Here is a 24,775-nt window from a genome sequence, read left to right on the forward strand (position 1 = left end):
CCCGGGCGAGAGCACCGCCTCCGGGCCGCTGAGGAGAACCGGGGGGCGAGATCCGGTCGGCCCGCCCGCGGGACGGGAGAACCGGTCGATCTCCGGTTTCCGACCGCACGCGCGCGGTACCTGCAAGAGCGCGCCGCCACGGACAGGCCGGCCCGGACGAGGAGTGAGCGATGGCTACGACCACAGGGGCGGCCCGCAGCGGGCCGCGCACGGACACGGGCTCCCTGCGACTGCCGGGGATCCTCCTCGGCGTGGGGCTCGGCGGCTTCGTCGACGGCATCCTGCTGCACCAGCTCCTGCGCTGGCACCACATGCTGACCAGCACCGACACCGACCGGATCGGCGTGAAGTACTACCCGGCCAACACCGTGCAGGGCCTCCAGATGAACACGCTGTGGGACGGGATCTTCCACGCCGTGTGCTGGCTGGCGGTCCTCCTCGGCCTGGCGTCGCTGTACGCGCGCGTGACGCGCGGCCGACGCCGGGTGTGGACCTCGGGCAAGCTGTGGGGCTGGATCCTGGTCGGCTGGGGCCTGTTCAACCTCGTCGAGGGCCTCCTGGACCACCACGTCCTGGGCATCCACCACGTCTACGCCGGTCCCCACCAGATCTGGTGGGACCTCGGCTTCCTGCTGCTCGGAGCCCTGTTCGTGGCGGTCGGCTGGATGGTCCAGAACCGCGCCCGCGCCTTCGACCCCGCGACCGGCGGCCCCACCCCGGGGGCCGGACCGTCATGACCGGCCACGGACCGCACGGACACCACCAGCAGTCCGCCGCACTGCCCTGGGAACCCGTACTCGTCTCGCTGGTCCTCACGGCAGTGGCGGCCGGCTACGTGGTCCTCGCGGCCCGGGCACGCCGCGCGAACCCGCGGGCGGGCTGGTCACCCTGGCGCACCGGCCTCTTCCTGACCGGCACGGCCCTGCTCGCCGTCGCCCTGCTGCCGCCCCTGGCCACCGCCGCGCACGGCGACTTCCGCGGCCACATGCTGCAACACCTGCTGGTCGGCATGTACGCCCCGCTCGCGCTGATGCTGGCAGCACCGGTCACGCTGCTGCTGCGCACCCTGCCGGTGGCACGCGCGCGCGGGCTCACCCGAGTGCTGCGCAGCCGCCCCGCCCGTCTGATCGCCCACCCGGTCACCGCGCTGCTGCTCAGCGTCGGGACGCTGCCGGTGCTCTACTTCACCCCGCTGTACAACGCCTCGACGGGCGACGAGGCGCTGCACTGGCTGCTGCATCTGCACTTCCTGCTGTCGGGGTGCCTGTTCGCCTGGGTGATCGCGGGTCCCGACCCCGCGCCCACGCGTCCCGGCGTCCCGGCCCGGCTCGTGGTCCTCGGCGTGGCCATCACAGCCCACGCGCTCCTCTCGCAAGCGATGTACGCCGGGTTCCTCATCGACATCCACGCGCCCGTGGCACAGGTCAGGGCCGGTGCGGAGGCCATGTACTACGGCGGCGACATCGCTGAACTCCTGCTCGCCGCGGCACTGGTGACCACCTGGCGCCCCGCGCGGAGCACGGCGCGCTCCGCCGGGACCGCGGCGCGCCCCGTTCGGCTGCCCGCGACGGGCGCTCACCTGGCGTCTTCCGCCGGTTCTGGTATGGCGGGTGAAACGTCGCCTGCCCCGCCGTTCACGGCGCGGCAGGCGGGGAACAGTGGTTTCCATGCGCGCACTCGTCATTAACTGCACCCTCAAGCCCTCTCCGCAGCCCTCGAACACGGAGGCCCTCGCCGACACCGTCATCACCGCGCTCAAGGGGCACGGGGTGCGGGTGGACGTCGTACGGGCCGTGGACCTCGACATCAAGCCGGGGGTGGAGACCGACATGGGCGAGGGCGACGACTGGCCCGGCGTCCACGAGAAGGTGCTCGCGTCACAGATCCTGGTCATGGCCTCGCCCACCTGGCTCGGCCGCCCGTCCTCGGTGGCCCAGCGCGTCCTGGAACGCCTCGACGCGATGCTCGGCGAGACGGACGACGAGGAGCGCCCCGTCGCGTACAACCGGGTGGCGGGGGTCCTGGTCACCGGCAACGAGGACGGCGCCCACCACGTCATCAGCGAGATCAGCGGAGCGCTCGTCGACATCGGCTTCACCGTGCCCGGCCAGTCGTGGACCTACTGGCACCTCGGCCCGGGGCCCGGCCCCGACTACCTGGACGACCGGCGCGGCCACGACTGGGCGGCCTCCACCGGCCGGGCCATGGCCTCCAACCTCGTCCACGCGGCACGCGCCCTCGAAGCCATGCCCCTGCCCGCCCCGCCCTCCTGACCTCACCCCGCAGGACCCCGGTGCTCTCCGACGCGCACCCTGCGAAACCAAACCGCTGAGTGCCCGTCGCCGTGGAAGACACCCCCGTCTGCCATGTCTGACCTTCGGTCGCTGTGGGCAGGAATGATGGATGGACGGCCACGGTGACGCCCCCACGTCCCGGCCGGTGAGAACCAGTGCTGTTCCAGCGGGCGTGCGGAGACCGTCCGCGCAGTCGTGTCCACCTCGAAGGAGGCAAGTCCATGGCCCGAGTGGTGACCGATGACGAGCAGGCGGCGCAGCGTCGCGTCGGCGGGATCGTGCGGACGTCGAGCGTCCTGACCGGGGAAGGCCTCGCGATGTGGCGCGACTACCCCGCGGGGGAGTGGGAGACGTCGGCCGCGGAGCTGTCGCGGGATCTGGACACCCTCAAGGTGCCGCACCGGATCGTCGTCGCCTTCCGTCCGCCGCGGGGCCGCGAGGCGGGACGCCGCAAGGGCCAGGAGGTCCGCGTCCCCTTCCCCGAGCTGGCCAGGCTCGTGCGCTGGGTGCCCCTGCTCCAGCAGCTGCTCGACGAACTCCCCGCCGAGTCGCCCGGCTTCACCTTCGCCTACTGCGAGGCGCGGTCCACCGGCCCCGTGATGATGAGCCTGTCCTGCCTCGCGGCCGAGTGGCCGGCCTGGACGGTGAGACAGGCCGAGCTGATGGGCCTGCTGTGCGTCCGGTGCGGCTTCGACCTGCGGACCCGCGGGGCGGCGCAGCGCCTCGCGTACGACGTCGACGGCGAACCGCTGCGGCCCCGGCTGATCTGCGGGGTGTGCTGCGGCGACGGCCAGGCCGCGCTGGACGGCCTGACGGCGCTCGGCTGACCCTCGTGGCGCCGCCCCCGGTCAGGGACTGGTGAGGACGACGAGCTGCTGGGTCGCCCGCGTCATCGCGACATAGCGGTCGACCGCCCCTCCGACGCCGTCACCGAACGCGCCGGGGTCGACGAGGACGACCAGGTCGAATTCGAGCCCCTTCGCCAGTTCCGGCGTCAGCGACCTGACGCGTGGGGTGGCCTTGAACGTGGGGTCGCCGATGACGCAGGCGATCCCCTCCGTGTGCGAGGCGAGCCACGCGTCGAGCACCGCGTCCCGTTCCGTGACGGACCTGTGGACGACAGGAAGGCCGCTGCTGCGGATGGACGTCGGCACGTTCGCGTCCGGGAGCGCGCCGCGGATGACCGGCTCGGCCTCCGCCATGACCTCCTCGGGCGTCCGGTAGTTGACGCTCAGGGACGCCACCTCGACCCGGTCGACGCCGACCCGCTCGAGCCGCTCCCGCCAGGACTCCGTGAACCCGTCCCGCGCCTGGGCGCGGTCCCCGACGATCGTGAAGCTGCGGGACGGGCAGCGGAGCAGCAGCATCTGCCACTCCGCGTCGGTGAGTTCCTGCGCCTCGTCCACGACGACGTGCGCGAAGGGCCCCGCGAACGGCTCCGGGTCCGCGGTGGGCAGCGCGCCCTCGTCGATCAGGCTGTCCTGCAGGTCCCGCCCGCGCAGCATGGTGACCGCGCCCTCGCCGTCGGCGTCGGCGGCGACCATGTTGTCGATGACTCCGGCCATGCGCTCGCGTTCGACGGCGGCCGACGCCTCCCGCCTGCGTCTGCGCAGCGACGCCTCCGGATCGCCGAGCCGCTGCCGTGCCGCGTCCAGGAGCGGCAGATCGGACACCGTCCAGGCCTGGGCGTCCGCGCGCCGCAGCGTGCGCACCTCCTCGGGGCTCAGCCAGGGCGCGCACAGGCGCAGGTACGCGGGTACGGACCACAGGTCGCCGACCAGGTCGGCCGCTTCGAGCAGCGGCCACGCGCGGTAGAGGGCGGTCACCAGCTCCCGGTTGTGCAGGAAGGACCTGCGGAGCAGTTCGGCCGACGCGCCACCGCCGTGCTCGTCGGGGTGGTCGCCGTCCGCGTCGTCGTCCAGGTCGTGCTTGTCCAGCAGGATCGTGACCAGCTCCTCCCAGATCTGGTCGCGCGCCTCGTTGTGCGGGGTGCCCGGTTCCGCCGCCGCGAACGCCTCGGCCCAGTCGTCGGCGCTCAGCCAGACGTCGGACCAGGGCGTCGTGACCGACATGCCCTCGGTGGGCGGGTCCTCGTAGAACCCGACGGCCTTCTCGATGGCCCTGACCATGTCCGCGGACGACTTCAGACGGGCCACTTCCGGGTCGCTCTCGACCCCTGCCTCCGCCCCCTCGGCGACCAGGTCGCGCAGGGTGCAGGTGCGTACGCCCTCCTCGCCGAGGCTGGGCAGGACGTCGGCGACGTACGCGAGGTAGGGCTGGTGCGGGCCGACGAACAGCACGCCGCCCCGGCGGTGGCCCGCGAGGCGGGGGTCGGAGTAGAGCAGATAGGCGGAGCGGTGCAGGGCCACGACCGTCTTGCCGGTGCCGGGGCCGCCGTCGACCACGAGGGCGCCGCGGGAACCGGCGCGGACGATGGCGTCCTGGTCGGCCTGGATGGTGGCCAGCACGTCCCGCATCCGGGGCGAGCGGTTGGCGCCGAGGCCGGCGATGAAGGCCGACTGGTCGTCCAGCGCGGCGTGCCCTTCGAGGCCGTCGGCGGTGAACACCTCGTCCCAGTAGTCGCTGATCCGGCCGGCGGTCCAGCGGTACCTGCGGCGGCTCGCCAGGCCCATCGGGTTGGCGTGGGTGGCGGCGAAGAAGGGCTCGGCCGCGGGGGAGCGCCAGTCGAGCAGCAGCCGGCGGCCGGTGCTGTCGGTGAGGCCGAGACGCCCGATGTACACGGGCTCGGAGCCGTCCGCGCCGACGACCCGGCCGAGGCACAGGTCGAGCCCGAAGCGGCGCAGGGCGCGCAGCCGGCTGGTCAGCCGGTGGATCTCCAGGTCCCGCTCCAGCGCCTCACGGCCCAGGCCGCCGGGTGCCCTGCGCTCGGCGTCGAGGCGGTCGGACAGTTCGCCGGTCGCCTGCTCCAGGCTGCGCGCGATGGCCTCGAAGTGCCGCTCGTCGTCGGCGATGAGCCGCGGGTCGGCCTTGGCGGAGAGGGCGCCGGCGAGGTCGAAGGCACGGGTGGTCAGTGGGGGCATACGCAGTTGGTCTCCCGTTTCCGCAGGTCGTGGCGTGAGATGAGCGATTGTGCGGGACGGTGGGGGCCTTGCCGCAAGCCCCCCACTGCGCTATAAGTTGAGAGTGGCAAGAGGTGGGCATCCCCCTCTTGTCTCTTTTTTTGTGCCCCTGGTTCCGAGCTTTCGGGCCCCCGGCTCAGAGCGCGGTGTCCGGCCAGCCGAGGAGGCGGGCGCCGATCACCGCCGTCTGGAGGGTGTAGCGGTCCCTCGGGTCCGCCGGGTCCGAGCCGGTGAGGGTGTGGACGCGGTCGAGGCGGTACGACAGGGCGCGGATGCTCAGGGACAGCCGCCGCGCGGCCTGGGCGGTCACGCAGCCCGTCGCGAAGTAGGCCTGGAGCGTTGCGAGCAGGGGCCCGGCGCCGCCGCGTGCCTGTTCCAGTGGGCCGAGGGTGTTGAGCACGAGGTCGACCAGGGCCTGCCGGTCACGGGTGAGGACGGGGAAGACCAGGAGGTCGGCGGCGTGCAGCACGGGCTCGTCGAAGCCCATGCGCGCGGCGAGCTCCAGGGTGTTGAGGGCCTCCTCGTAGCTGTGGGCGATGCCCGTGGGGCCCGGCCTCGGTCTGCCGAGGGCCACCCGGCCGCCGTCGGTCGCCGCGCGCGACAGCTTGGCGAAGTGGGCCAGGACGTCGTCCTGGTGCGCGGGAGCGACGCACACCAGGCGCCCGTCCTTGGTGCCGAGCAGGATGTCGCGGTCGCCGAAACGGCCCAGCAGTTCGTCCCCCAGACTCCTCGGCACGGCGTCGGTGTCGTCGTAGGGCGCCGGGCCCTCCGTCACCGCCACGGCGTGCGCGTGGGAGAGACGGAGACCGAACCGCTCGGCCCGCGCGGCCAGGTCGCCCGCGCCCGCACGCCCGTGCAGCAGGTCGTCGATGAACTCCCGCCGTGCGTGACCTTCCTGACGGACGATCATGCGCTGTGCGCGCTCGTACCCCTCCGCGAAGGCGTCGATGGCCTGGGCCGCCGTGGCGAGCAGGTGCTCGGGGTCGCGGGTGGCACGGCCGTGGGCGCGCGTCGCGGTGAGGTGTTCGCGTACGAGGGCCCGCCAGGCCAGCCCGGCCTCGGCGGCCTGCGCGCCGAGCGCCCGGCGTGAGGTCAGCTCCTCTCGGGTCAGGCGGCGGCCGGTCGCGGTCGCCTCGGTCAGGATGTCGGCGTAGCCGTCGAGCAGTCGCCCGGGTACGGCTTGGGTGGTCATCCGGTCTCCCTCGTTCGGTCGACGGTCGGTGCGCGCCCGGCGCTGCCGGGCCGGGCGTTGACAGGTCAGGGGGCGGGCATGGCTTCCGCGTCGCGGCGCTCGGCGTCGGCGGCGGGCGCGGACGCCGCCACGGGTGTGGCCGCCGGGGCGGGGGCGCGGCGGCTGAGGCGGCGGGCCACGGGCTCGGTGAAGCGGGCGGCGACCGGGCCGGTCACGACCATGATCAGGACGTACGCGGTGGCCAGCGGGCCGATGCGGGGCTCGGCGCCGACCGCGAGCCCGGCGATGACGATGGAGAACTCACCGCGAGCCACCAGCGCGCCCGCGGTCCGCCACCGGCCGGCGGCCCGCACCCCGGCGCGCCCGGCCGCGTACCAGCCGGTGGCGATCTTCGTGCCCGTGGTGACGACGGCCAGGAGCAGGGCGGGGACCAGGACGGCCGGGATGTCGGCGGGGTCGGTGGACAGGCCGAAGAAGACGAAGAACACCGCGGCGAACAGGTCCCTCAGGGGCGAGAGCAGCACCCCGGCGCCCTCGGCCGTCCTGCCGGACAGCGCGATGCCCACGAGGAACGCGCCGACGGCGGCGGAGACATGGAGCTGCTGGGCGATACCGGCCACCAGCAGGGTGAGTCCGAGGACGACGAGGAGGAGCATCTCGGGGTTGCTGGAGGAGACGGCACGGCTGAGCAGGCGTCCGTGGCGCAGGGCGACGTACAGCACGGCGCCGACGGTGCCCAGCGAGATGAGCAGCGTCAGGCCGGTGCCCGCCAGGCCCGCCCCGGCGAGCAGCGCGGTGAGGAGAGGCAGGTAGAGGGCCATGGCGAGGTCCTCGATGACCAGGACGCCGAGGATGACGGGAGTCTCGCGGTTGCCGAGGCGGCCCAGGTCGCCGAGGACCTTCGCGATGACGCCCGACGAGGAGATCCAGGTGACGCCGGCGAGGGCGACGGCGGCGACCGGGCCCCAGCCGAGGAGCAGCGCGGCTACTGCTCCCGGCAGCGCGTTGAGCACGAAGTCGACGATCCCGGAGGGGAACTGGGTCTTGAGGTTGGTGACGAGTTCTCCCGCGCTGTACTCGAGGCCGAGCAGGAGCAGCAGGAGGATGACGCCGATCTCGGCGCCGGTGGCGATGAACTCCTCGCTGGCGCCGAGCGACAGGATGCCGCCGTGCCCGAAGGCGAGTCCGGCGAGGAGGTAGAGGGGGATGGGCGAGAAGCCCACCCGTCCGGCGAAGCGGCCGAGGAGGCCGAGGGCCAGGATGATGGCCCCGAGCTCGATGAGCAGGGCGGTGGTGTGGTGCACGGGCGTCTCCTCCGGGTGCGGCTCGGCGATGGCGTCAGTGCTCCTTCGGGCGTCGGCCGTGGCGGGCCGGGCGCGATGGCGCAGGGGTGTGGCGAGGCGTGCGGCATGGCGGCACGGTGCGATGGGGGCGGCGGTCACCCGCGCGGGGGCAGGGCGGGGCGACCGGATGATGTGGTGGCTGGTGCGGCGGCGGAACGAACAGGGCGGCGCGGCGCGCCAGAAGGGGCCCGGCCCTCAGCGGCGCGGGCGGCCCGGGAGGGTGCGGCCGGTATCAGGAACGCTGTCGCGCGCGGAGTTGTCGACGCGCTGGGCCCTCGGGGCGCAGGTCTTCGGGGCGCAGGCCTGCGGACCCCGACGGATACCGGTCGGAATGGCCGAGATGGCCGGGGTGGCCGAGATGGCCGAGCCGGTCGGGGGTGGAACGGTGGCGTGGACGCTGTGATCCATTTCCTGCCCCCCGTCGCTTCCGCTTCAGCGGTCGACGTCACTCGGTGACCGGTGACCATCGACGCCCGCTTGAAAAATGAGCTGACTGGCGCTCAGCGGAGCGCCCGGCTCGGTTTGTTAGTTTACCGTACGACAAAGGGGACTCGGGCCGCGTCGTAGTACATCTCCGGCGAAGCGGACGCGGGAGACGCGTGCGGGCGACCCTGTGTTGGCGTGGGGCGCGGCGGGGCAGGCGAGGGGAAACCCGTACGGACCGAAGGCCCGTAGGACCGACGCTGAGGAGTACGTATGACTGTCTTCGTCATCACCGTTCCCGGGACGTTCGTCGGCGGTGTCACCGATGCCGCGCGGGAGGTGCTGCGGCGAGAACTGGCCACGTGTCACGGCGACCTGAGCGAGAGCGAGGGCCTCGACCTGCTCACCGTCAACGAGGACGACACGTTCTCCGTACGCCTCGAAGTCGACGCCGCGGACCGGTACGAGGCCGAACTGGGCGCCGTGCGGATCGTGTCGGACGCCCTCGGCAAGGCGGGGCTCACGGCGGACGAGTGCCCGCTGGGGGCGCCGGCCGTGACCGGAATCGACAGTGATCTCTGAGGGGCGCCGACGGCAGAGCCTAGGGTCGTCGCCTGTGACTGACACCCCTTCGCACAGCTCTTCGCAGACCTCTTCGCAGACCTCTTCGCACCTGAAGACGACCGCCGCTGCCTACGACGCCTTCGCCGACGTCTACGCCGAGCTCGACCGCGACGACATCGACGCTCCCTCGGTGGACCGTGCGGTGCTCGCCGCGTTCGCCGAGCTTGCGCGGATCTCGGGACCCGGACCGGTCGCCGAGCTCGGCTGCGGCCCCGGCCCGGTGACCGCGCACCTGCGGAAGCTGGGCCTCGACGTCTTCGGGATCGACCTGTCGCCCGTGATGATCGACATCGCCAGGAAGAGGCATCCGGAGCTGCGCTTCGAGGTCGGCTCCATGGACGCCCTCGACCTGGCCGACGGCTCGCTGAGCGGCGTCGTGTCCTGGTACTCGGTGATCCACGCCCCGGCCGATGACGTGCGCCGCTACCTCGCGGAGTTCCGCCGGGTCCTCGCACCGGGTGGCCACCTCGTGCTCGCCTTCTTCGAATCGGAGGGTGAGCCGCTCACCGCCTTCGACCACAAGGTGACCACGGCCTACCGGTGGCCGGTCGACGGCATGGCGGCGCTGGCGTGCGACGCCGGGTTCACCGAAGTCGGGCGGATGCTGCGGGACCCGGGCGAGGGCGAGCGGTTCCGCAGGGGACATCTGCTGATGCGGGCGGGTGGGTGACCCGCCCGCATCGGCCGTTCACCGTCCGCGGCGCGCGGCCCACACGGTGCGTTCCGTGCGGGCCGCCAGGTCGGCGCGGCGCAGGACGCTGTGCGGCCCTGCGGCGTCGAGGAGCTGGTCGAGTGCGTCCAGGTCCGCCGCGGGGAGCGCGTCGGCGGCGCTGCCGCGCAGGCGGCGCAGGGCGTTGACGGCGTAGGGGCCGACCGCCTCGTTGCCGGCGCCCTCGATGCGCAGGGTGTCGGTGCGCTCGCCCTCCACGGTGAAACCGGCCCCGGTGAGCCTCGGGCCCCAGTCGGCGCCGCGGTGCGGCATGTGCTCGGCGTGGCGGTGGGCGAGGGCGGCGTGGCAGCGCTCCTCCACGCCGGGCCGGATCTCCGGCGCGGTCTCGGGCAGGAAGCGGGGGAAGCCGGCCAACTCCACGACCGCGAACAGGCCGCCGGGGGCGAGCAGTTCGTGGACCCGGCGCAGCGTCCGGTCGGGCTCCGCCAGGTGGTGCAGGGACGCCGAGGCCCACACCAGCTCGGGCGTGCCGAGGTCGGGCCAGGCCGCGTCCAGGTCGGCCCGTACGGTTTCCACGCGGTCCTCCACGCCTCGCGCGCACGCCTTCTCGCGCAGGCGGCGCACATGCTCGGCCGAGGAGTCGACGGCGGTGACGCGGGCCTCGGGCCAGCGGTCGAGCAGGGCGAAGGCGCCGGCGCCGGTCCCGCAGCCGAGGTCGACGATGTGCCGCGGGGCGGTCTCGGCCGGCAGCCACGCGGTGACGGACGCGATGTGCTCGGCGAAGACCTCCGCCTCCAGGTCGAGCAGCTCGGCCTGGTCGCCGCCCGTGCCGTCGGCCGGGGGCGAGGCGTGGCGGTGAGCGGCGTGGGCCGGGTGCGGATGCGGGTGCGTGTGCGGGGAGGTGTGGGTCATGGCGCCACGCTAGGCCGACGACGTGCCGAGACGGCGTCCCCTCCCCGGATGCGCAAGACGACGACGCGATGAGCTGCCGTACGCGCAAGAACCCTCCCGACCTGCCGGGTTCCCCGGAGCCCCGCGCGGCTCAGTGCGCGGCGTCCGGGGCCGGGGAGCGCTCCTGGTGGCTGCGGCGGGCGTCGCGGTCGAAGATGCCGAGGATCTCGCACGGGCCGCCCTCGGCGCCGATGGCGTGCGGCAGCATCGTGGGGAACTCGGCGGCCTGATTGGTCTCCACGCGCAGCCGCCGGTTGCCGAGGAGCAGGACCGCCGTGCCGGAGAGCACCACCAGCCACTCGCGGCCGGGGTGCGCGCGCATCCGTGCGGGGTTCGCGGGCGGCGGCTCGGTCATGCGCTGCCGTACGACGGTCATGCCCGGCTCGGCCTTGATCGGCCAGCGCATCAGGCCGTGCGCCCCGTCGATCATCGGGCTGGTGACGACGTCGTCCGTGGCGGTCTCCACGAGCTGGTCGAGCGAGGTGTCCAGGGCGCGCGCGAGCGTGACGAGCTGGTCGAGGGCAAGGCGGCGCTGACCGTTCTCGATGCGGGAGAGCGTGGACTGACTGACGTTCGCGCGGGACGCCAGCTCCTCCAGGGACCAGCCCTGCGCCACCCGCAGCGCCCGGATCCTCTTGCGCACCAGACTGTCCAGCTCACCATCGCTTTGCGTCATGAGCAACATCGTATGCTGCTGGCGCAAACCCTGCTCATCGCGGCCGGCCGGGCGAAGTTCGTCCGCGTCCACCACGTGTGGTCCGGCGGGAACGGGTCAAGCGGAACGCATGGCTTCTGACCGCGGCACATCACCCCACGAGCTCGGCCCCCGGGCGTCCGTCGAACGCACGGCCCCCGACGACCCGACCGGCCTCGACCGGCGCTCCTGGTGGGCGGTGCTGCGGGGGACCGTCAAGCAGTTCCTCCACGACGAACTGCCCGACCGGGCCGCGGCCCTGACCTACTACGGCATCCTGTCGCTCTTCCCCGCGCTGCTCGTCCTGGTCTCGCTGCTCGGCGTCGCGGGGGAGTCGGCCACCAAGCAGGTGGTGGAGAACCTGGAGAATCTCGCGCCCGGCGCCGCGCGCGACATCATGACGCAGTCGGTGGAGCGCCTGCAGTCCAGCGGCGGCACGGGCTCGGTCCTCGCGGTCGTCGGTCTGGCCGGCGCCCTGTGGTCGGCGTCCGGTTATGTCGCGGCGTTCATCCGCACCTCGAACGCGGTGTACGAGGTGCCGGAGGGCCGCCCGGTGTGGAAGATCCTGCCGCTGCGGCTCGCGGTGACCGTCGCGCTGATGCTGCTCGTCTGCGCCAGCGCCGTCATCGTGGTGTTCACCGGCGGTATCGCCGCCCAAGTGGGCGGCGCGCTCGGCATGAGCGACGCCGCGCTGACCGCCTGGGCCATCGTCAAGTGGCCGGTGCTGCTCGTCCTGGTCACCCTGATGGTGACGCTGCTGTTCTGGGCGGCGCCCAACGCCAAGGTGAAGGGCCTGACCTGGATCGTCCCCGGCAGCGTCCTCGCGCTGCTGATCTGGATGGCCGCGTCGGCGGGCTTCGCCTTCTTCGTCGCCAACTTCGGTTCGTACAACAAGACCTACGGGGCCATCGCGGGTGTGGTGGTCTTCCTGGTCTGGCTGTGGATCACCAATCTGGCGATCCTGCTGGGACTCGAGTTCAACGCCGAGATGGTCCGTGAGCGGGTCGCCGCCGCGGGCCACGGCGACGACGGACTGTTCGTCGAGCCGCGGGACACACGGGCGTGGGACGAGGAGGACCGGCGGGAGGCGGGCGCCGAGCGGTAACCCGGACCTCCGGGCGCGCGCCGAGCGGTGGTTCGCGTCGTCCGGTGCGTGCCGAGCGGTGGTTCGCGTCTTCGGGCGCGCGCCCACCACTGCGGCGCCTCACTCGCCGCCCGGTCGGCGGCGCGCCCGCAGCCCGTCCACGAGCAGCCCGAGCCCGAACTCGAAGAGGCGGTCGAAGTCCCCGCTGGCGAGAGCCGGCAGCGTGGCGCCGAGGTGCGGATAGGCGCCCGCCTCCACCGCGTCCCGCAGCAGCCCCGGATCCGCCGGCCGTTCCTCGCCGGGGTGCAGGGCGGCCTGTTCCTCCAAGGTGTGCCCCACGGTGAAGTTGGCCACCGTGTAGAGCGCCCGGGCCGCGTCGTCGTCCGCGAAGCCCGCTTCGCGCAGGAGGCCCACGACGGTGTCCGCGTAGCCGAGGATGTTCGCCCCCGTCGCGTGGGTGCCCGCGAACACCCGCGCCCCGTCGCGGTGCCCCAGCAGGGCCGTGCGCATGGCCCGCGCGAGGGCGGCCAGCCGCTCGCCCCAGTCGCCTTCGCCGCCCTCGGCGGCCGCTTCCGTGACGCCCTCCATCATCCGCTCCGCCATGGCCGTGAGCAGGTCCTGCTTGGTCGCGAAGTAGCGGTACAGCGCGCCTGCCCGCACCTCGAGGGCGTCGGCGAGCCGCCGCATGGTCAGCGCGTCGAGCCCCGACCGGTCCAGCAGGTCGAGGGCGGTGTGCAGGGCGCGGTCACGGCTGAGGCGCGGCGGGCGGCCCCTGGCCGGGATTGACGTGGAGGTCATGCGCCTCACTATAGTGAACACTGTTCATGTGAACGTTGTTCACTAATTTTTTCGATCAGGGGAGGGTGACGATGGCTGCCGATGTCGATGTGATCGTGGTGGGGGCGGGGCCGACGGGCCTCATGCTGGGCTGTGAACTGGCGCTCGCCGGTGTGCGGACCCGGGTGCTCGAACGCAGGGAGAAGCCGCAGCGGGACTCCCGGGCGCTGAGCCTGCACCCGCGCAGCGTGGAGCTGATGGACCAGCGGGGGCTGCTCGACCGGTTCCTGCCCCTCGGCCGGACCGTGCCCGGCTGGCATTTCGCGCAGCTCCCCACCCAGCTGGACTTCTCGGTGCTCGACTCGCGGCACAACTACACGCTGTTCCTCGCCCAGGCCCACACCGAGGCGCTGCTCGCCGAACGGGCGCACGAGCTGGGCGTGGAGATCCTGCGCGGACGCGAGGTGACCGGGCTGAGCCAGGACGCCGACGGGGTCACGGCCGAGGTGCGCGGCCCCGCGGGCGCCGGGACCGTCCGCGCGCGGTACGCGGTCGGCTGCGACGGCGGACGCGGCGTGGTGCGCGGGGCCGCGGGCATCGGCTTCCCCGGCGCCGACGAGACCCTCACCGGAGTGCTCGGCGACTTCGCGGCCATGGACACCGGCCCCGCGGCCCTGGCCGCCGCCCGTGAGGGCGGCGTACTGGTGGCGCCGCTGGAGGGCGGCGTGACCCGCCTCGTGTTCCTGGACCCGGAGCGGATGCGGGTGCCGGCCGCCGAGCCGGTGACCCTGGAAGAGTTCCGGACCTCGCTGACCCGCCTCTGCGGCTCCGACCTCGGTGTCGCCGGGCCCCGCTGGCTCTCCCGCTTCGGCAACGCGACGCGCCTCGCGGAGAGTTACCGCGCGGGACGCCTCCTGCTGGCGGGCGACGCCGCCCACATCCACTTCCCCGCGGCGGGCCAGGGCCTCAACACCGGGCTCCAGGACGCCATGAACCTCGGCTGGAAGCTGGCCGCCGAGGTCCACGGCTGGGCGCCGGCCGGGCTCCTCGACAGCTACGACGCCGAGCGCCGCCCCGTCGGCCGCGCCGTCACCGAGAACACCGAGGTGCAGACGCTCCTCGCCGAGCTGGTCCTCACGGAGACGTATCGGCGCCCGGCGGCGGCCCTGCGGTCCCTGCTCGACGGGCTGCTGCGGATGGAGGAGGTCAACCGCAGGCTCGCCGCGCAGGTCTCCGCGCTCGGCACCGTCTACCCGGCCACGGCGCCCGGGGCCGATCCCCTGGTGGGCGCACGCATGCCCGACATCGCGTTGAGCGAGGCCGACTCGACGGCGGGCAGGGTCTACGACCTGCTGCACGAGGGCCGGTTCGCGCACCTCGATCTCACGGGAGAGGCGGACGCCGCCTCGACCGTCCCCGCCCGGTGGGGCCGCCGCGTGACCGCCCCCGCCCTCACCGGGTACGACACCCACGCGGACCTGGAAGGGGTGCGCGAGATCCTCGTACGCCCCGACGGGCATGTCGCCTGGGCCACGCGCCACCCCCACCCGCGCACGCGCGACGAGGAGCGGCGGGCCGCGCTGACGGCCTGGGCAGGTGATCCCGTCTGACGCAGCCTGGCCGGATTTCCCCTTGTGAGAAAGCGGAGGCCCTATTTCCCACTTGGGTAAGGTTAGGCTAACCTCCAGTTCGTGCAAGAAGGTGAAGAGACCGCGGCGGTCGCGCGCCGCCCCCAGGGTCATGAACTCTCGGCCACGGGCGTCACCGTGGCCTACGAGGGCGTCGACGTCGTCCATGACGCCTCCATGACCCTGCGGCCAGGCGACGTGACCGTGCTCGTGGGCCCGAACGGCAGCGGCAAGTCGACACTGCTGCGCACGATCGCGCGGCTGCAACGGCCCCGCAGCGCCGAACTCGTCATCGACGGCGGCACCGACGGCCTCGCGCTGAGCCCCCGTGAGTTCTCCCGCCACGTCGCCCTGCTCACCCAGGGCCGCCCGACGCCCGGCGGCCTGACCGTACGCGACGTCGTGGAGTTCGGCCGCTACCCCTACCGGGGCCGCTGGGGCAGGACCGACCCGGACGGGCGGGCCGCGGTGGACCGCGCGCTCGCCATGACCGGCGTCGCCGAACTCGCCGAACGCGGGGCCGAACACCTCTCCGGAGGACAGCTCCAGCGCGTCTGGCTCGCGAGCTGCCTCGCCCAGGAGACGGGCGTGCTCCTGCTCGACGAGCCGACGACCTACCTGGACCTGCGCTACCAGGTCGAACTCCTCGACCTCATGCGGGACCTGGCGGACGACCACGGCATCGCCGTCGGCGCCGTCCTGCACGACCTCGACCAGGCGGCGGCCATAGCCGACCGCATCTTCCTGCTCGCCAAGGGCCGCGTCATCGCGCACGGCGGCCCCGAAGACGTACTGACACCCCAGCGGCTGACCGAGACCTACGGAATCCGCATCGAGGTCGAGAACGACCCGCTCACCGGCCGGCTGCGCACGCGCGCGATCGGCCGCCACCACTCGCGAAGCGAAAGGCTCAGCACCACCTCATGAGACGCCTTCTGATCACCGCGGCGGCGGCCACTGCCGCGGCCCTCACCCTGTCTGCGTGCGGAACCACCGAGCCCGCCGCCGACGACGCCAAGAGCGACGGCAAGGCCATCACCCTCACCGACGGCACCGGCACGAAGGTGAAGCTGGACGGCCCCGCCAAGAAGGTCGTCGGCACCGAGTGGAACGCCGTCGAGACCCTCATCTCCCTCGGCGTCGAGCCCACGGGCGTCGCCGACGTCAAGGGCTACAAGACCTGGGACACCGCCGCCCCGCTGAAGAACGACCCCAAGGACGTCGGCACGCGCGGCGAGCCCAGCATGGACACCGTCGCGTCCCTGAAGCCCGACCTCATCGTCGCGACCACCGACCTGCCGGCCGCCGCCGTGAAGCAGCTGCGCAAGATCGCCCCCGTGGTGAACCTGCGCCCCGCCGACGCCTCCGACCCCCTCGGCCAGATGATGGAGAACCTGGACCTCCTCGCCAAGGCCACCGGCACCACCGAGCAGGCCGCGACGGTCAAGAAGGACTTCGAGGCGAAGCTCGCCGAGGGCAAGAAGAAGCTCGCCGCCGCCGGCCTCGCCGGCGCGAAGTACGCCTTCGCCGACGGCTACGTCAACGGCAACCAGACCTCGATCCGGCCGTACACCAGCGGCTCGCTGATCGGCGCCGTCAACGAGGAGCTCGGCCTGAAGAACGACTGGTCGGTCAAGGGCGACAAGGGCTACGGCCTCGCCTCCACCGACGTCGAGGGCCTCACCAAGCTCAGCGACGACGTGCGGTTCGCCTACATCGGCAACGACCGCGACAAGAGCAGCAACCCCTTCGAGGGCGCCCTGGCCAAGGACAAGGTCTGGACCTCGCTGCCGTTCGTGAAGAAGGACCACGTGCACCGGCTGTCCGACGGCATCTGGATGTTCGGCGGCCCCGCGTCGATGAGCCAGTACGTCGACTCCGTCGTCAAGGCCCTCAAGAAGTAGCCGGCACGGAAGAAGTAAGGCGCCGAAGGAACCACGCCATGGCCGTCACCGCACCCACCACCGCCACCCGTCCGCCGACAGCCCTGTCCCGCACGGGCGCGGCCGCGGTGACGGCCGCACTGGTCCTCCTCGTCGCCGTCCTCGCGGTCGTCGACATCACCCAGGGCACGGCCTCGGCCGGCGCCCCCGAGGTGTGGAAGGCGCTCACCGGGCAGGCCGACCAGACCGACGCCTCCGTCGTCATCGCCTCGCGCCTGCCCCGGATGACCGCGGGGCTGCTCGTCGGCGCCGTGCTCGGCATGGCGGGCGCCGCCCTCCAGGCCATCAGCCGCAACGTCCTCGCCGCGCCCGACACCCTGGCCGTCAACGCCGGCTCCTACGTCGCCCTCACCCTGGTGGCCACCACCGGGGTCACGCTGCCGCTGTTCCTCTCGTCCGGCATCGCGTTCATCGGCGGCCTCGCCGCGGCGGCCGTCGTCCTCGGCCTCTCCGGCCTCGGCGCGGGCACCGTCCGGCTCGTCCTCGCCGGCAGCGCCCTCACCCTCGGGCTCACCGCCGTCACGGAGGGACTGCTCCTGCTGTTCCCCCAGGAGACGGAGGGCCTCTACAAGTGGAACCAGGGCAGCATCGCGCAGAACGGCTTCGACGGCGTCCTGCAGATGGCGCCGATCGGCGTCGTCGCCCTCGTCGGCCTGCTGCTCCTGGCACGCCGGGTCGACGCCCTGGCGCTCGGCGACGACGCCGCCCGCGGGGTCGGCGTACCCGTGCGCTCCACCCGCGTGACCGGTGTCGTCCTCGCCGCCCTGCTCTCCACCGCCGCCGTCTCCCTCGCCGGACCCATCGGCTTCGTCGGCCTGTGCGCCCCGGCGCTCGTCCGCGCACTCGCCCGCAGGTTCCGGACCTTCACCAGGTCGCGGGCCAGCCTGCCCTTCGCGGGACTCACCGGCGCGGGCCTGGTGCTCGGCTCCGACGTGCTGCTGCGCGCCGTCGCCCCCTCCGACACCGCGGTCGCCGTGCCGACCGGCGTCGTCACCAGCCTGGTCGGCGCCCTCTTCCTGATCGTCATGGCCGCCCGGGCCAAGGACACCGGCACAGCCGTCGCCGCCGACCGGCTGCGCATCCGCAGCCGCACCGTCTTCCTCGTCACCACGGCCGTCCTCGTCGTCGTCCTCGTCGGCCTGGTGATCGCCGCCGTACTCATCGGCGACAGCAAGCTGCTCCTGGGCGACGTGTTCAACTGGGCGCAGGGGCGCGCGGGTCAGACCACCGCCTTCGTGCTCGACACCCGGGTGCCGCGCGTCCTCGCCGCCCTGCTGGCGGGCGGGGCCCTCGCGCTCGCCGGGACGCTCATCCAGGCCGTCACCCGCAACCCGCTGGCCGAGCCGGGCGTCCTCGGCGTCACCAACGGCGCCGCGGCGGGCGCCGTCCTGACGGTGACGACCGTGCCGTTGGCCGGGACGTGGAGCATGGCCGGCGGCGCCTTCGCGGGCGCCGCGGTCAGCGCCGTCATCGTCTTCGGTCTGGCCGCGCGGGGCGGCTTCCGCCAGAACCGGCTCGTCCTCGTCGGGTTCGGTGTGGCCACCGGCGCCACCGCCCTGGTCAGCCTGCTGATCATCCTCACCGACCCGTTCAACGCGACCAAGGCCCTCACCTGGCTCTCCGGCTCCACCTACGGGCGGACCCTGCCCGACGTGGCGCCCCTCGCGATCGTCCTCGCCGTGGGCCTGGTCGTCGCGGTCGCGCGGCGCACCGAACTCGACCTGGTCTCTCTCGACGAGGACACCCCGAGGCTGCTCGGCCTCGACCTCGGCCGCGGACGCCTCGGCTTCCTCGTCCTCAGCGTCCTGCTGAGTGCCACCGCCGTGGCGGCCGCGGGCACCATCGGCTTCGTCGGTCTGGTGGCGCCGCACGCGGCCAGGGCCCTCGTGGGCCGGCAGCACACCCGCGTCGTGCCGGTCTCCGTGCTCCTCGGGGCCGTCCTCGTCTGCACGGCCGACCTGGTGGGCCGCACCGTGATCGCGCCGGCCCAGCTCGGCGCGGGGCTCATGACCGCCGTGATCGGCACGCCGTACTTCCTGTACCTGCTGGTGCGCAGCCGCCGCTAGTCCGCTACGCGGGCGCCGGGGCGGTCACGGGAGCGGCGAACAGCCGCAGCAGCCTGGCCACCTCGGCGGCCATCGCCTCGCGCCCCCGGCCCACATAGCGCCGGGGGTCGACGACGTCCGGCCCCGTGTCGAGCACCTCGCGCACGGCCGCGGTGAAGACCGCGTTGAGGTGCGTCGAGATGTTGACCTTGCGGATGCCGGCGGCCGCCGCCGCGGCGAGCGTCGTGTCGTCCGCCCCGGACGAACCGTGCAGGACCAGCGGCACCGGCACCGCGGCCCGCAACTCCCGTACGAGGTCCAGGTCGAGATGGGCCGTGCGCTCGGTCATGTGGTGCGAGGTGCCGACCGCCACCGCGAGGGCGTCCACACCGGTGTCCGCCACGAACCGCGCGGCCTCGCCGGGGTCCGTGCGCACCCCGGGCGCGTGCGCGCCGTCCTTGCCGCCGACCTCGCCCAGCTCGGCCTCGAGGAACACGCCGTGCTCCCGGCAGTGGCGCGCGATCCGCCGGGTGCGGTCGACGTTCTCCTGCCAGGGCAGTGCGGCGCCGTCGTACATCACGGAGGTGAAGCCGAGGGCGACCGCCTCCTCGATCAGGGCGGGGCGGGTGGCGTGGTCCAGGTGGAGGGCGGCGGGCACGCGCGCGGCCTCGACGGCGGTGCGGGCGGCCGCCGCGAGCGGGCCGAGCGAGCCGTGGTGGGCGACGGCGTTCTCGCTGATCTGCACGATCACGGGCAGCCGCGCCCGCTCGGCCCCGACGAGGATCGCCTCCAGTTGCTCGATGAGGGCGACGTTGAAGGCGCCCACCGCCGCCGAGGTGTTATGGAGCATGTCGTACGGGGTGACCAGGGGCATGATGTCCGTTCCGGGGGTCGGGCGGCCGACCGGGCGGCGCCGGTCGGCCGGGGTGGGTCACAGGGGCGGGTGAGGTCAGGTGAGGACGACGGAACGGGTCAGGTGGGCGGGGCGGTCGGGGTCGCGCCCTGCGTCCTCGGCGAGCCGCACGGCCAGGCGCTGGGCGAGCACGAGCTCCGCGAGCGGGTCCAGGCTCGGCCTGCGCAGGCGCGCCCCCGTCGCCTCGATCCGCTCCGCGAGTTCGGCGGGCAGCGGGGACAGGCTCCACACGGCCCGCCCGGGGCCCGCCACGGCGATGGGGCCGTGCCGGTACTCGGGGACGAGGTAGGACTCGGTCCAGTGGGCCGCGGCCTCGCGCACCTTCAGGGCGGCCTCGTGGGCGAGCCCCGCGTGCCAGCCGTCGCCGAGGAACGTGATCTGCTCGGCGCCGACCAGCCCCGGATCGAGGGGTGCTGCCAGGGCGGTGACGACGTCGGCCCGCGCCCGCTCGACGGAGTGGCCCAGGTGGGCCAGGAGCAGGACCAGTTGCGTGGTCGGGTAGCGGGTCTGGACGACGGATCGCTCGTCAGCCTCCTCCAGCGCGATCACGTCGTGGGCCACGCGGGCGGCCGGTGAGTCGGGCACGGCGGTGACCGTGGTGACCCGGGTGGCGGCGTCGGCTCCGGCGAGCGCGGTGAGGATCTCGGTGGTGGCGCCCGAACGGGTCAGGGCGATGACGCGGTCGTAGCGGCGGTGCAGCCGGGCGGCGGACGCGGGGAAGGCGTCGGTGGGCCCATGGCCGATGTCCTCGCGCAGATGGGCGTAGGCCTGGGCCATGAAGAGGGAGGTGCCGCAGCCGATGACGGCGACGCTCTCGCCCGCCGCGGGCAGCGCCGGGGCGACGTCGGGGAGCAGACCGAGCACGCTCTCCCAGCACTGCGGCTGAGTGGCGATCTCCTGGCTCGTGAGGGACATGAGGGTGGGTTCCTGTTCTCGGTGAGGGTGAGAGTCCGAAGGGAGTGAGGGGGAGGGCCGGGTCAGTCGGCCAGGGTGACCCGCAGCGACGGCTGGAGGAGGTCCGCGTGGGCACGGACCATGTCGTCGCACAGCCGCCAGATCTGCTCCACGGTCAGTGTGGCGGCGGTCGCGGGGTCGGTCATGGCCGCGTGCCGGATGTGCCGCGGTTCGTCGTCGAGGGCGGCACGCACGACGAGGTCGTTCATGCTCAGATACGTGCGGTTGAGGGCGGCGAGCTGCGGCGGCAGGGCGCCGGCGCGGGTGGGTCGTATCCCCGCCGCGTCGACCAGGCAGGGCACCTCGACCACGCCGTGCGCCGGGAGGTTGTCGATCAGGCCGCGGTTCGGGACGTTGCCGTAGACGGTGCGCGGGGTGCCGGTGACCATGCTGTGGATGATCTGGGGGGCGTACTCCATGGTGCCCTCGACGGTGAGCGGATCCCCGGCGGCGAGGGCGTCACGGGTGCGATGGTACTCGGCGACGTTCTCGTCGACGATGCCGAGGTAGGCGCCGACCGGGAGGCGCAGCCGCTCGATCTCGCTGTCGTGGTGCAGGTACCAGGGCACGTACTCCGAGGAGTGCTCGCTGGTCTCGGTGGGGTAGTAGCCGAGCCGCCGGTACATGTCGACGCGGACGCGGCGCCTCAACTGCTCGTCGGAGGCGATGAGTTCGTCGAGGCGGGGGTAGAGGTCGGCGCCCCGGTGCTCGAAGCGCAGCACCCACGCCTGGTGGTTGACCCCGGCGGCCCGGTAGGTGATCTCCTCGTAGGGGACGCCCACCAGTTCGGCCAGGTCCCGCATGGTCCAGTACACCGAGTGGCACAGGCCCACCACCTTGGTGAGACCGGTGGCCTCGGTGAGGTACTGGACGTTCATGGCCATGGGGTTGGTGTAGTTGAGCAGCCAGGCGTCGGGGCAGAGTTCGGCGATGTCCTCGCCGAGCCGCTTGAGGAAGGGGAAGGTGCGCAGGGCGCGGAAGACGCCACCGATGCCGAGGGTGTCGCCGATGGTCTGGCGCACTCCGTGGCGGGCGGGCACGTCGAAGTCGGTGCGGGTGGACTCACCCATGCCGACCTGCACGATGTTGATGACGAAGTCGGCTCCGGCCAGGGACTCGCGGCGGTCGGCGTGGGCGGTGACACGGGCATCGGCCCCCCGCTCCCGCGCGATGTAGCGGGCCGCGGCCTCGGCCGTGGCGAGCCGTTCGGCGTCGATGTCGTGCAGGGCGATGTGCGCGTTCCTCAGCTCGGGGAAGGCGAAGAGGTCGGCGAGCAGCCCCTGGGTGAAGACGACGCTGCCCGCGCCGATGAAGACGATCTTGGGGTGGGTCATGACGTGGGTGCTCCGGTGGGGGAGAGGTGGGCCAGGACTTCGTCCCGGGTGGGCTGGGCCGCGGTGCCGCCGTGGGCCCTCGTGGACAGGGCTCCGCACACGGCGGCGAACCGCAGGGCCTCGTGCGGGGGTTGCCGCCGGAGGGTGGCGGCGATGAAACCGGCGTCGAAGCTGTCCCCGGCGCCGACCGTGTCCCTCGGGGTCACCGCGATGCTCTCCGCGCGCATCAGCGTGCGGCCGTCGTGGCACAGCGCGCCCTCGGCGCCGTTCTTGACGGCCACCAGCGGCACGCGTGCGGCGAGGAGCGCGGCGGCCGCGGCGGGGGAGTTGGCGCCGCCGGCGAGGCGGGCCGCTTCCCGGGCGTTGGGCAGCAGGATGTCGGTCTCGGCGAGGACCGCGTCAAGGGCGGCCCCGTCCCAGCGTCCGGACGGGTCGTCCTGGGTGTCGAGGGACGTCGTGGCGCCGTGGGCGCGGGCGGTGCGCAGCAGCTCCGGCAGGTCGTCGGCGAGCCGGGGCTGGAGGAAGTAGGAGGCCGCGTGGACGTGCCTGCTGGCGGCGAGGAGTCCGGCGGGCACGTCGTGGCCGCCGGTGGTGGTCAGGGTGCCGGGTGAGGTGAGGATGGCGCGGTCCTCGCCGCGGTTGAGGACGACGGTCAGCGGTGTCGCCCGGTCCGGGTCCAGGGTGAGGGCGTGGGTGTCGACGCCGCGGGCGGTGAGGGCGTCGCGGATGTAGCGGCCCGCGTCGTCGTCGCCCACGCGCCCGGCGAAGGCCACGCGCAGGCCGAGGCGGGCCGCGCCGCAGGCCATGATGGCGGCGGAGCCGCCGATGACGAGGGAGCCGGTGTCGGTGAGCTGTTCGCGCTGGCCGAAGGCGAGGGGTTCGGTCAGGGGGCCGACGATGACATCGGGGTTGGCGTCCCCGATGACGAGCAGGTCGTACGCGGTGGGCATCGCTGTCCTTTGAACGGGTGGGTGCGGCGGGCGGTCAGCCCTTGAGGCCGCTGGAGGTCACCGAGCGGATGAAGGCCTTCTGCGCGAAGAGGAACGCGGTCAGCACCGGCAGGACGGTGAGGACGTTGCCCGCCATCACCGCCGACCACTTGGTGTGGTGCTGGCCCTGAAAGGTGGTCAGGCCCAGTTGCAGCGTGTACTGCGTGTCGTGGTTGATGGCGATCAGCGGCCAGGTCAGGTCGTTCCACGTGGTCAGGAAGGTCAGGACCGCGACGGTGGCGAGCGCGGGCCGCGCGAGCGGCAGGACGATCGAGAAGATGACCCGCAGCCGCGAGCAGCCGTCGATCCAGGCGGCCTCCTCCAGCTCCCTGGGCAGCGACAGGAAGAACTGCCGCAGCAGGAACACCGCGAACGGCGTGACGAGCGCGGGCACGATCAGCGCGCCGAGCGTGTCGATGAGCCCGAGCTTCTTCATGACCAGGAACGTGGGGATCATCGTGAGCTGGAAGGGGACCGCCATGGTCGCCAGCATCAGCACGAGCAGGACCCGTGATCCCGCGAAGCGCATGCGGGCGAACGCGTAGCCGCCGAGCACGCCGAACACCAGGTTCGAGGTGACGGCGACCGCGGAGACGATCGCCGAGTTCAGCAGCCAGCGCGGGAACATGGCGTTGCCGAGGACGTAACCGTACCCGCCGAAATCGATCCCCGAGGGCCAGAGCGCCGGCGGGAAGCGGTTGATCTCGGCGTTGCTCATCAGCGAGCTGAGCACCAGCCACACCAGCGGCACCGCGAACAGCGCGGCCAGCGGCGCGAGCAGCAGGTGCCAGGCGCTGAACGGCATGCGCGGGCGGCGCCGCGCGGCCGGCGCCGCCGCCGGACGGGAGTGGACCTGCGCGGTCCCGGTCGTGGTCGCGGTCATGAGGCGGCTGCTTTCGTACGAGGGGCGCGCTCGCGGCGGGCCACGCGCAGCACGACGGCCACGACCAGCAGCGCCAGCGCGAGGACGTAGGCGGCGGCGGCCCCGTATCCGGCGGTGAACTCCTTGAAGGCCTGCTCCCAGATGAAGTAGACGATCACGGTGGTGGAGCCGAGGGGCCCGCCCTTGGTGGTCACGTAGACGAGGTCGAAGACCTGGAGGGACTGGATGGTCTGCCAGAGCAGCAGGAACACGGTCACCGGCGTGAGCGCGGGCAGCGTCACGTGCCGCAGGATCTGCGGCCGGCCCGCGCCGTCCAGGCGCGCGGCCTCCACCAGGGAGTGGTCGACGTCCTGGAGCGCGGCCAGATAGATGACGGTGCACAGGCCCGTGCCGCTCCACAGGGTGATGGCGACGAGGACGCCCAGCGCCTGCGAGGGGTCGGTGAGGAAGCCCTGCGGGGAGATGCCGAGCCGGTGCAGGAGGGAGTTGGCCGCGCCGAACTCGGGGTCGAGGATGAAGGAGAACAGCACGCCCTGCGCGGTCGCGGAGATGACGAAGGGGATGAAGAACAGGGTGCGGTAGAGGCCGACGAAGCGGATGCGCCGGTTGAGCGCGAGGGCCAGGGCGAGCCCGATCGCGATGCTCAGCGGCACGTACAACACCGTGTAGAGCACGGTGTTGCGCACGGCCTGGTGGAAGTTCGGGTCCTGGCGCAGGGCGTGGTAGTTGTCCAGGCCCACCCAGCGGCTGGGCGTGACGAGGTCGTCGGCCTGGAAGGACAGCAACAGCGACCAGATGACCGGCAGCACGCTCAGGCCGAGGATGACGACCACGGCGGGGGAGACGAACGCCCAGGCCGTGGCGGTCTCCCGGCGGCGCCGACGGCGCAGGGCGCGCGGCTCGGGACGGTCCTGCGGCAGGGTCAGCGGTGCGGGAAGTCGGGGCATGTCAGGT

Annotated in this window: 23 protein-coding genes; 11 read left to right on the top strand and 12 right to left on the bottom strand. The window is 73.2% G+C overall.

Going from position 1 to position 24,775, the window contains the following annotated elements; genetic code table 11:
* The first annotated feature begins 170 nt into the window (after positions 1-170).
* The 4 genes from DCW30_RS16715 to DCW30_RS16730 all read left to right on the top strand — a co-directional run bounded on the left by DCW30_RS16715 (position 171) and on the right by DCW30_RS16730 (position 3,121).
* Positions 171-737 carry a DUF2243 domain-containing protein gene (locus DCW30_RS16715; protein ID WP_076687602.1) on the top strand — a complete coding sequence of 189 codons (567 nt, stop codon included), beginning with the start codon at positions 171-173 and terminating at the stop codon, positions 735-737.
* A complete protein-coding gene (locus DCW30_RS16720) occupies positions 734-1,687 on the top strand; it encodes a cytochrome c oxidase assembly protein (protein ID WP_079250241.1) in 954 nt (317 codons plus the stop codon). Before DCW30_RS16715 ends, DCW30_RS16720 begins: the two co-directional genes overlap by 4 nt.
* A complete protein-coding gene (locus DCW30_RS16725; protein WP_062769022.1) occupies positions 1,668-2,273 on the top strand; it encodes a flavodoxin family protein in 606 nt (201 codons plus the stop codon). The genes DCW30_RS16720 and DCW30_RS16725 overlap by 20 nt, the downstream gene beginning before the upstream one ends.
* A 242-nt stretch (positions 2,274-2,515) precedes the next feature.
* Entirely contained in the window at positions 2,516-3,121 is a 606-nt protein-coding gene (locus DCW30_RS16730; RefSeq protein ID WP_123985635.1) for a hypothetical protein, read from the top strand.
* Positions 3,122-3,142: 21 nt separating this feature from the next.
* On the opposite strand, the gene helR is transcribed toward DCW30_RS16730, so the two are convergent.
* From helR to DCW30_RS16745, 3 genes are all read right to left on the bottom strand, one after another.
* Positions 3,143-5,335: an RNA polymerase recycling motor ATPase HelR gene (helR, locus tag DCW30_RS16735; protein WP_076687604.1), complete on the bottom strand. Its 2,193-nt coding sequence runs from the start codon at positions 5,333-5,335 to the stop codon at positions 3,143-3,145.
* Positions 5,336-5,510: 175 nt separating this feature from the next.
* Positions 5,511-6,566, bottom strand: coding sequence for a PucR family transcriptional regulator (locus tag DCW30_RS16740; protein ID WP_076687605.1), 1,056 nt, complete (start codon positions 6,564-6,566; stop codon positions 5,511-5,513).
* 65 nt (positions 6,567-6,631) lie between these two features.
* Positions 6,632-7,870: a cation:proton antiporter gene (locus DCW30_RS16745; RefSeq protein WP_076687606.1), complete on the bottom strand. Its 1,239-nt coding sequence runs from the start codon at positions 7,868-7,870 to the stop codon at positions 6,632-6,634.
* A 735-nt stretch (positions 7,871-8,605) separates the two neighbouring features.
* Between DCW30_RS16745 and DCW30_RS16750 the strand changes: the two genes are divergently transcribed.
* Positions 8,606-8,914 (top strand): hypothetical protein, encoded by a 309-nt coding sequence (locus tag DCW30_RS16750; protein ID WP_076687608.1) that lies wholly within the window; start codon positions 8,606-8,608, stop codon positions 8,912-8,914.
* A 34-nt stretch (positions 8,915-8,948) separates the two neighbouring features.
* A complete protein-coding gene (locus DCW30_RS16755; protein WP_076687609.1) occupies positions 8,949-9,626 on the top strand; it encodes a class I SAM-dependent DNA methyltransferase in 678 nt (225 codons plus the stop codon).
* An 18-nt stretch (positions 9,627-9,644) separates the two neighbouring features.
* On the opposite strand, the gene DCW30_RS16760 is transcribed toward DCW30_RS16755, so the two are convergent.
* Positions 9,645-10,538 (bottom strand): class I SAM-dependent methyltransferase, encoded by an 894-nt coding sequence (locus DCW30_RS16760; RefSeq protein WP_076687610.1) that lies wholly within the window; start codon positions 10,536-10,538, stop codon positions 9,645-9,647.
* A gap of 130 nt (positions 10,539-10,668) precedes the next feature.
* Complete coding sequence (locus tag DCW30_RS16765) at positions 10,669-11,262, bottom strand: helix-turn-helix domain-containing protein (RefSeq protein WP_076687611.1); 594 nt, start codon at positions 11,260-11,262, stop codon at positions 10,669-10,671.
* 100 nt (positions 11,263-11,362) lie between these two features.
* On the opposite strand from DCW30_RS16765, the gene DCW30_RS16770 reads away from it, so the two are divergent.
* Positions 11,363-12,376: a YihY/virulence factor BrkB family protein gene (locus tag DCW30_RS16770; RefSeq protein WP_062768993.1), complete on the top strand. Its 1,014-nt coding sequence runs from the start codon at positions 11,363-11,365 to the stop codon at positions 12,374-12,376.
* A 99-nt stretch (positions 12,377-12,475) separates the two neighbouring features.
* Here the strand turns inward: DCW30_RS16770 and DCW30_RS16775 are convergent, their stop codons facing one another.
* Positions 12,476-13,153: a TetR/AcrR family transcriptional regulator gene (locus DCW30_RS16775; RefSeq protein WP_076687612.1), complete on the bottom strand. Its 678-nt coding sequence runs from the start codon at positions 13,151-13,153 to the stop codon at positions 12,476-12,478.
* A 71-nt stretch (positions 13,154-13,224) separates the two neighbouring features.
* Between DCW30_RS16775 and DCW30_RS16780 the strand changes: the two genes are divergently transcribed.
* The 4 genes from DCW30_RS16780 to DCW30_RS16795 all read left to right on the top strand — a co-directional run bounded on the left by DCW30_RS16780 (position 13,225) and on the right by DCW30_RS16795 (position 18,769).
* Complete coding sequence (locus tag DCW30_RS16780; RefSeq protein WP_076687613.1) at positions 13,225-14,742, top strand: monooxygenase; 1,518 nt, start codon at positions 13,225-13,227, stop codon at positions 14,740-14,742.
* An 81-nt stretch (positions 14,743-14,823) separates the two neighbouring features.
* On the top strand, positions 14,824-15,687 hold the full coding sequence (locus tag DCW30_RS16785) for an ABC transporter ATP-binding protein (RefSeq protein WP_076687614.1): 864 nt from the start codon (positions 14,824-14,826) through the stop codon (positions 15,685-15,687).
* Positions 15,684-16,664 carry an ABC transporter substrate-binding protein gene (locus DCW30_RS16790; RefSeq protein WP_062768979.1) on the top strand — a complete coding sequence of 327 codons (981 nt, stop codon included), beginning with the start codon at positions 15,684-15,686 and terminating at the stop codon, positions 16,662-16,664. Before DCW30_RS16785 ends, DCW30_RS16790 begins: the two co-directional genes overlap by 4 nt.
* Positions 16,595-18,769 carry an iron ABC transporter permease gene (locus DCW30_RS16795; protein WP_257788631.1) on the top strand — a complete coding sequence of 725 codons (2,175 nt, stop codon included), beginning with the start codon at positions 16,595-16,597 and terminating at the stop codon, positions 18,767-18,769. The genes DCW30_RS16790 and DCW30_RS16795 overlap by 70 nt, the downstream gene beginning before the upstream one ends.
* A 4-nt stretch (positions 18,770-18,773) precedes the next feature.
* Here DCW30_RS16795 and DCW30_RS16800 read toward each other — a convergent pair whose 3' ends face one another.
* The 6 genes from DCW30_RS16800 to DCW30_RS16825 all read right to left on the bottom strand — a co-directional run bounded on the left by DCW30_RS16800 (position 18,774) and on the right by DCW30_RS16825 (position 24,768).
* The gene (locus DCW30_RS16800) at positions 18,774-19,622 is read right to left on the bottom strand and encodes a class II fructose-bisphosphate aldolase (protein WP_076687616.1); all 849 of its coding nucleotides are present in this window, start codon (positions 19,620-19,622) and stop codon (positions 18,774-18,776) included.
* A 75-nt stretch (positions 19,623-19,697) separates the two neighbouring features.
* Positions 19,698-20,576: an SIS domain-containing protein gene (locus tag DCW30_RS16805; protein ID WP_076687617.1), complete on the bottom strand. Its 879-nt coding sequence runs from the start codon at positions 20,574-20,576 to the stop codon at positions 19,698-19,700.
* A gap of 62 nt (positions 20,577-20,638) precedes the next feature.
* Positions 20,639-21,949, bottom strand: coding sequence for an alpha-glucosidase/alpha-galactosidase (melA, locus tag DCW30_RS16810; RefSeq protein ID WP_076687618.1), 1,311 nt, complete (start codon positions 21,947-21,949; stop codon positions 20,639-20,641).
* A complete protein-coding gene (locus tag DCW30_RS16815) occupies positions 21,946-22,899 on the bottom strand; it encodes a carbohydrate kinase family protein (protein WP_076687619.1) in 954 nt (317 codons plus the stop codon). The genes melA and DCW30_RS16815 overlap by 4 nt, the downstream gene beginning before the upstream one ends.
* 34 nt (positions 22,900-22,933) lie before the next feature.
* The gene (locus tag DCW30_RS16820; RefSeq protein ID WP_076687620.1) at positions 22,934-23,821 is read right to left on the bottom strand and encodes a carbohydrate ABC transporter permease; all 888 of its coding nucleotides are present in this window, start codon (positions 23,819-23,821) and stop codon (positions 22,934-22,936) included.
* Positions 23,818-24,768, bottom strand: a complete 951-nt coding sequence (locus DCW30_RS16825; RefSeq protein ID WP_076687621.1) for a carbohydrate ABC transporter permease — start codon at positions 24,766-24,768, stop codon at positions 23,818-23,820. The genes DCW30_RS16820 and DCW30_RS16825 overlap by 4 nt, the downstream gene beginning before the upstream one ends.
* Positions 24,769-24,775: the final 7 nt, after the last annotated feature.

Source organism: Streptomyces alfalfae (assembly GCF_004127445.1).
In the GTDB taxonomy this organism is placed as follows: Bacteria; Actinomycetota; Actinomycetes; order Streptomycetales; family Streptomycetaceae; genus Streptomyces; species Streptomyces alfalfae.

Coding starts and splice junctions, on each gene's coding strand:
- DCW30_RS16730 (WP_123985635.1), top strand. CDS start 2,516: ATGGCCCGAGTGGTGACCGATGACGAGCAGGCGGCGCAGCGTCGCGTC.
- DCW30_RS16770 (WP_062768993.1), top strand. CDS start 11,363: ATGGCTTCTGACCGCGGCACATCACCCCACGAGCTCGGCCCCCGGGCG.
- DCW30_RS16760 (WP_076687610.1), bottom strand. CDS start 10,538: ATGACCCACACCTCCCCGCACACGCACCCGCATCCGCACCCGGCCCAC.
- DCW30_RS16720 (WP_079250241.1), top strand. CDS start 734: ATGACCGGCCACGGACCGCACGGACACCACCAGCAGTCCGCCGCACTG.
- DCW30_RS16725 (WP_062769022.1), top strand. CDS start 1,668: ATGCGCGCACTCGTCATTAACTGCACCCTCAAGCCCTCTCCGCAGCCC.
- helR (WP_076687604.1), bottom strand. CDS start 5,335: ATGCCCCCACTGACCACCCGTGCCTTCGACCTCGCCGGCGCCCTCTCC.
- DCW30_RS16765 (WP_076687611.1), bottom strand. CDS start 11,262: ATGTTGCTCATGACGCAAAGCGATGGTGAGCTGGACAGTCTGGTGCGC.
- DCW30_RS16820 (WP_076687620.1), bottom strand. CDS start 23,821: ATGACCGCGACCACGACCGGGACCGCGCAGGTCCACTCCCGTCCGGCG.
- DCW30_RS16750 (WP_076687608.1), top strand. CDS start 8,606: ATGACTGTCTTCGTCATCACCGTTCCCGGGACGTTCGTCGGCGGTGTC.
- DCW30_RS16805 (WP_076687617.1), bottom strand. CDS start 20,576: ATGTCCCTCACGAGCCAGGAGATCGCCACTCAGCCGCAGTGCTGGGAG.
- DCW30_RS16790 (WP_062768979.1), top strand. CDS start 15,684: ATGAGACGCCTTCTGATCACCGCGGCGGCGGCCACTGCCGCGGCCCTC.
- DCW30_RS16815 (WP_076687619.1), bottom strand. CDS start 22,899: ATGCCCACCGCGTACGACCTGCTCGTCATCGGGGACGCCAACCCCGAT.
- melA (WP_076687618.1), bottom strand. CDS start 21,949: ATGACCCACCCCAAGATCGTCTTCATCGGCGCGGGCAGCGTCGTCTTC.
- DCW30_RS16715 (WP_076687602.1), top strand. CDS start 171: ATGGCTACGACCACAGGGGCGGCCCGCAGCGGGCCGCGCACGGACACG.
- DCW30_RS16825 (WP_076687621.1), bottom strand. CDS start 24,768: ATGCCCCGACTTCCCGCACCGCTGACCCTGCCGCAGGACCGTCCCGAG.
- DCW30_RS16775 (WP_076687612.1), bottom strand. CDS start 13,153: ATGACCTCCACGTCAATCCCGGCCAGGGGCCGCCCGCCGCGCCTCAGC.
- DCW30_RS16740 (WP_076687605.1), bottom strand. CDS start 6,566: ATGACCACCCAAGCCGTACCCGGGCGACTGCTCGACGGCTACGCCGAC.
- DCW30_RS16780 (WP_076687613.1), top strand. CDS start 13,225: ATGGCTGCCGATGTCGATGTGATCGTGGTGGGGGCGGGGCCGACGGGC.
- DCW30_RS16800 (WP_076687616.1), bottom strand. CDS start 19,622: ATGCCCCTGGTCACCCCGTACGACATGCTCCATAACACCTCGGCGGCG.